This window comes from Methylobacterium sp. WL116, from assembly GCF_008039455.1.
In the GTDB taxonomy this organism is placed as follows: Bacteria; Pseudomonadota; Alphaproteobacteria; order Rhizobiales; family Beijerinckiaceae; genus Methylobacterium.
Genome location: NZ_VRUV01000645.1, coordinates 1 through 2,229 on the forward strand (window position 1 = coordinate 1; position 2,229 = coordinate 2,229).

General features: G+C 73.4%; 1 protein-coding gene and 1 pseudogene. Both read left to right on the forward strand.

Annotated features, from left to right (window positions below; genetic code table 11):
* Window positions 1–83: 83 nt before the first annotated feature.
* Window positions 84–1,202 (forward strand): carbon-phosphorus lyase complex subunit PhnI, encoded by a 1,119-nt coding sequence (locus FV223_RS25735; RefSeq protein WP_147729597.1) that lies wholly within the window; start codon window positions 84–86, stop codon window positions 1,200–1,202.
* Window positions 1,199–2,041, forward strand: a pseudogene (locus FV223_RS25740) (alpha-D-ribose 1-methylphosphonate 5-phosphate C-P-lyase PhnJ); the annotation flags it as partial. The gene FV223_RS25735 and the pseudogene FV223_RS25740, both read left to right, overlap by 4 nt.
* Between the last annotated feature and the right edge of the window lie 188 nt (window positions 2,042–2,229).

The following is a 2,229-nucleotide window of genomic DNA, read 5'->3' on the forward strand; positions in this document are numbered from 1 at the left end:
GGGCGTCGTCGCCGGGCTGCCGCGCTCGTCGCGGCCCGTCCCTTCGGCCGCCCCTTCGCCCGTCCCTTCGGAGGCGTAGACCGATGTACGTGGCGGTGAAGGGCGGCGAGGCCGCGATCGACAACGCCCACCGGCTGCTCGCCGAGACGCGCCGGGGCGACCCGTCGGTGCCCGACCTCACCGTGGCGCAGATCCGCGAGCAGATGCGGCTGCTGGTCGACCGGGTGATGACCGAGGGCTCGCTCCACGATCCGGATCTGGCCGCGCTCGCCCTCAAGCAGGCCCGCGGCGACGTCGTCGAGGCGGTGTTCCTGGTCCGCGCCTACCGCACCACCCTGCCGCGCTTCGGTGCCACCCTGCCGGTGGAGACCGCGGCGATGGCGGTGGCGCGCCGGGTCTCGGCGACCTTCAAGGACCTGCCCGGCGGGCAGGTGCTCGGCCCGACCTTCGACTACACCCATCGCCTGATCAATTTCTCGCTCGCCGAGGGCATGGTGCCCGAGCCCGGCGCGGAGGCCGAGCCCGGCCCGGACGCGGCCGCCTGCCCGCGCGTGACCGACTTCCTCGGCGAGGCCGGCCTGATCGAGCCGTCGCCCCGGGACGAGGGCGCCCCCGTCGGCGACCTGACCCGCGAGCCGGTCGACTACCCGGCCGACCGTGCGGTCCGGCTGCAGACGCTGGCGCGGGGCGACGAGGGCTTCGTGCTGGCGCTGGCCTACTCGACGCAGCGCGGCTACGGCCGCACCCATCCCTTCGTCGGCGAGGTCCGCTTCGGCACCGTGGCGCTGGAGCTCGTCCCCGAGGAGCTCGGCTTCCCGGTGCAGCTCGGCGCCGTGGCGATGACCGAGTGCCAGATGCTCGCCCAGTTCCACGGCGGCGGCGACGTCCCGCCCCGGTTCACCCGCGGCTACGGGCTCGTCTTCGGCCAGGGCGAGCGCAAGGCGATGGCGATGGCCCTGGTCGACCGGTCGCTGCGCGCGGCCGAGCTCGGCGAGGCGCTGGTCGCCCCGGCGCAGGACCAGGAATTCGTGCTCGCCCATTGCGACAGCCTGCAGGCGACGGGCTTCGTCGAGCACCTCAAGCTGCCGCACTACGTCGACTTCCAGGCCGAGCTGGAGCTGCTGCGCCGCCTGCGCGCCGAGCACGCCGCGCGGACGGGAGAGTCCGGGCCGGACGAAGCGCTTCGGGAGGCCGCCGAATGAGCACGCCCGCCGCGCGGCCGGAGACCGGCTACAACTTCGCCTACCTCGACGAGGGCACCAAGCGGATGATCCGCCGGGCGATCCTCAAGGCGATCGCGATCCCCGGCTACCAGGTGCCCTTCGCCGCCCGCGAGATGCCGATGCCCTACGGCTGGGGCACCGGCGGGGTCCAGGTCACCGCCGCGATCCTGGGGGCGTCCGACGTGCTCAAGGTGATCGACCAGGGCGCCGACGACACCACGAACGCGGTCTCGATCCGGCGCTTCTTCTCGGCCACCGCCGGCATCGCCACCACCACGCGGACGGTGGAGGCCACGGTGATCCAGACCCGCCACCGTATCCCGGAGGCGCCGCTGAGGGAGGGCCAGGTCTTGGTCTACCAGGTGCCGATCCCGGAGCCCCTGCGCTTCCTCGAGCCGCGCGAGACCGAGACGCGCCAGCTCCACGCGCTCGCCGAGTACGGGCCGATGCACGTCAAGCTCTACGAGGACATCGCCCGCCACGGCCACATCGCCACCACCTACGCCTACCCCGTCGAGGTCGCGGGCCGCTACGTCATGGACCCGTCGCCGACGCCGAAGTTCGACAACCCGAAGATGGACGACTGCCCCGCCCTGCAGCTCTTCGGCGCCGGCCGCGAGAAGCGCATCTACGCGGTGCCGCCCTACACGCGGGTGCGCAGCCTCTACTTCGAGGACCATCCCTTCCAAATCCAACGCTTCGACCGCCCCTGCGCCCTGTGCGGGGCGGACGACGCCTACCTCGACGAGGTCGTCCTCGACGATGCCGGCGGGCGGATGTTCGTCTGCTCCGACACCGATCATTGCGAGGACCGGCGCCGGTGCGGGTTCGGGCCGGCGGCTCCCCCTCCCCCCTCTGCGGGGGAGGGGGAGCCGCGGAGCGGGTCGGGAGAGGGGAGCGCGGTATCCGGCACTGTCGCTCCCCTCTCCCGACCCTCGCTCACGCGAGGCCCACCCTCCCCCGCACCCAAGTCGGGCCCGCCCGACTTGGGCACACGGTGTGCGGA

Coding starts and splice junctions, on each gene's coding strand:
- FV223_RS25735 (WP_147729597.1), top strand. CDS start 84: ATGTACGTGGCGGTGAAGGGCGGCGAGGCCGCGATCGACAACGCCCAC.